Source organism: Streptomyces sp. NPDC060198 (assembly GCF_042728415.1).
Lineage (GTDB): Bacteria > Actinomycetota > Actinomycetes > Streptomycetales > Streptomycetaceae > Streptomyces.
The window spans coordinates 1-3,192 of record NZ_JBHWZJ010000563.1; the positions used below are offsets into that span (position 1 = coordinate 1).

Genomic DNA, 3,192 nt, shown 5'->3' on the forward strand with positions numbered 1-3,192 from the left:
CGCCCGCTCTTCGCCGTGCCTCACTCGAAGAACTTGAGGCTCCACCCGGTGTCCGAAGTCGCTCCCGGGACGTTGGCGCGACTGTAGGTCGTGCCGCCCCACCAGCAGAAAGACCCGGTGTACCAGTACCGGTTGGCCCACGAGTACGCCGTCCCCTTCGGGACCGCGTGGAACATCAGCGGAAACGTCGGGCCGGCCGGCGGGCTGGTGTTGATGTCACCGTCCAGCAGCACGAAGCTGTGGTGCCCGGGCCCGTTCACCTGCAGTGTGGGATCCCAGCCGGGGTTCATCGTCGAGCCGTTCGAGCCGAACAGGCACCCGTTCGACTTGTACCAGTCCCACACGTACGTCGGGTCGCCGCCGGCCCGCAGCCGTACTTCGGCCAGGCAGTACTGGTCGCTCCAGCTGCCGTTGGCCGAGTACACGATGTGCAGCTGGCCGTTCGGGTCCTTGATCGCCTCGGGCGCCTCGTTGATGTACGGGTTGCCGACCACCCGCTCCCAGCTCTCCCGGGGCTGCGAGATGACGTAACGCGCGCCGGTGGGCGTGGTGGGGCTGCTCATCCGGGCGATGTAGAGGTTCTGCTCGACGTTGGTGTCCCCGGCCCAGCCGGACCAGACGAACCAGCGCTGCCCGTTGAAGGTGAACATCGTGCCGTCGATGGCCCATTTACCGTCGGGCAGGGCGAGTTGGGTCTCGGCGGTGTAGCCACTGTCGGCGGTCGCCGAGCTGATCACGTACATCCGGTGCGCGGCGCCGACTCCGGCCGTGAAGTAGATGTAGTACCGGCCGCCGTCCCGCACGAGCTCCGGCGCCCAGACCTCGCCGAGGCCGCGGGTGTCGGACCAGACCTGCCGCGCGGACGCGGACGCCAGGGCGGCCGTGGACGAGGCCTGCCGCACGGCGATGCCGCCGCCGGTCGACTGTACGGAGACATAGGTGGAGCCGACCCGGATCACGCTCGGATCGGCGGCCCGCATGCTCGTCTGGGAGGCCGTGGCGGGCCCGGCGGACGACACGGACACCACGACCGTGAGGAGCCCTGCGAGAGCGAGGGCGGCGAGGCCGTACATACGGCGGATGAGATTCATGGTCCCCTTCCGTGGTTCGCGCCTCCGCTTCGACGCCGGGCGAGGACCCGGCGAAGGAGCGCCGGACCGCGCACGGCATCCGGCCGGGACCGCCGCGAAGGACGCCGCAGGGGCGGTTCCGGCCGCGGCTCCCCCACTCGTCGATCTCGCGCGCTCGCCGGGCTCCCCGGCTCACGCAACCCCTGACGAAGCATCCCCACATCGATGTGAGAGCGCTCTCACAGCATCCGGAACGGTCCTGTTCATGTCAATATCCGCGACCGTGACGCCCCGCCCCACGAGCCGTCAGCCGACGCACCGTCGGGCCGTCCGCGCCGCGCCGCCGCCCACGCACCCAACTCCCCCGCCTCCGGGTCGAACTCGACCCGAAAAGATCGGTTAGCCCGTTCGCCGTCCGGTGCCCGCCCCTCCTCGATTCCGCACCGGAAGAAGGTGACCTGCGCAAACGGGGGGCCTGGGACGGAGTGCCGGGCCTGACCGGGTGACATGAGCGTCGGCTCCCCGTGTTGCGGGCGTGACGGAGTGTCGGTTGCCTCGGACGCGGAGCACAGCGGAGGAGCCGCGCAGTCCGGCCGGGCCCCGCTCTCGATGGAGGAACCTCATGCGCAACACACGCACCGGTGCGGGTATCTGTCTGGCCGTAGGTCTGGTGGCCCTCACGGCTCCCGCCGCCGTGGCCGCGGACCCCGCCGGTGAGCAGACCATCCGCATCAGCCCGGCGAGCGCCTCACCCGGTTCGCTGGTCACCGTCAGCACCCGGGCCTGCGGCAAGGAGACCTACGGCAAGGGGACCTCGGAAGCCGCGGGCGCGTTCCACCTCTTCGAGGGCACGCGCAAGGGTGTCCTGGTCGGCGAGTTCGAGGTGCCGGACGACGCCCGGCCGGGCACCGACACGGTCACCGTGAAGTGCCCCCCGCGCATCATGATGACGGACACCTACCGGATCGCCGACCGTACGCCCAGCGGCGGGGTCGCCGCCGGATTCAGCGTGCCCGTGAACCACGGCGCGCAGCTCGCCCTGGGAGGCGTCCTGCTCGCCGGGGCGGCGGCCGGGACCGCGTTCAGGCTGCGCCGCCGGGCGGCGTCGGTCCGCGGCTGACCGTACGCCACCTGTCCGCGCGCGCCGAATCCCGTCGTGCTCCGGGGCGCGCGGACCTGCCATTCCAACCGCCGCGAAACAGAGGACACGCGATGAGAACCGGGCGCAGTGCCAGAACGTCGCCCCAGACGTTCCCGGCGGTGAAACACCTGGTCTGGGCCGTGGTGGCGGGTACCGTGCTGCTGGTCAACGGCATGCGGGACGACCGGCCGCCGCAGCCACCGCGCGCACCGGCGGCCGCCGCGCCTCCGCCTCCCTCCGCCGCCCCGCCCGCCGCCGCGCCACCGCTCGCGGCAGCCCCGGGCCCGGTGTACATGGCCTCGCGGATTCCGGTGTCCCTGCCGCCCTCCCTCGTACGCCGCTCCACCGCGCCGCCGGTGCTGCTCCCCCGGCCGCCCGTCCGGCCGGCGCCCCTGCGGCCGGCGCCGGCGGGTCCCGGGCCGGGCGCGTCCACCGGCCCGGCCCGCCCGGCACACCCCGTCGTGCGACCGCTTCCGCCGTCCCCACCCGTACGGCTGCGCATCCCCGCACTCAAGGTGGACTCGCCGATGATGGGGCTGGGCCTCGACGCCTCCGGCGCGCTGGAGACCCCGCCCGACAACAACCCGGTGCTCAGCGGCTGGTACGCGGACGGGACGGTGCCGGGGTCGGTGGGCACCGCCATCACGACCGGGCATGTCGACACCCGGCTCGGGCCCGGCGTCTTCTTCCTGCTCGGCGCCCTGCGCGAGGGCGCCACCGTCGAGATCGTCCGGGCGGACCGGAGTATTGCCGTGTTCACGGTGTACGCGGTCGACTCCTACAGCAAGAGGGACTTCCCCGACGAGAAGGTCTACGGTCCCTCGGACAGGCCGGAACTGCGGGTCATCACCTGCGGTGGCGAGTACGACAAGAAGTCCGGCTACCAGGAGAACGTCGTGGTCTTCGCGGCCCTGACCGCCTCCCGCTGACCACGCGCCGGTGGCCACGCGCCGACGACGGACTCCCGGCGGACGCACCGGT

At 72.4% G+C, this 3,192-nt stretch carries 3 protein-coding genes; 2 read left to right on the forward strand and 1 reads right to left on the reverse strand.

The features are described 5' to 3' along the window. Positions 1-20: 20 nt before the first annotated feature. Positions 21-1,091, reverse strand: coding sequence for a glycoside hydrolase family 43 protein (locus ACFWEP_RS33445; protein WP_387375883.1), 1,071 nt, complete (start codon positions 1,089-1,091; stop codon positions 21-23). Between the two features lie 601 nt (positions 1,092-1,692). Between ACFWEP_RS33445 and ACFWEP_RS33450 the strand changes: the two genes are divergently transcribed. Next, positions 1,693-2,190 carry a sortase gene (locus ACFWEP_RS33450; RefSeq protein ID WP_387375885.1) on the forward strand — a complete coding sequence of 166 codons (498 nt, stop codon included), beginning with the start codon at positions 1,693-1,695 and terminating at the stop codon, positions 2,188-2,190. A 140-nt stretch (positions 2,191-2,330) separates the two neighbouring features. Next, positions 2,331-3,140 (forward strand): class F sortase, encoded by an 810-nt coding sequence (locus tag ACFWEP_RS33455; protein ID WP_387375887.1) that lies wholly within the window; start codon positions 2,331-2,333, stop codon positions 3,138-3,140. The last annotated feature ends 52 nt before the right edge of the window (positions 3,141-3,192 follow it).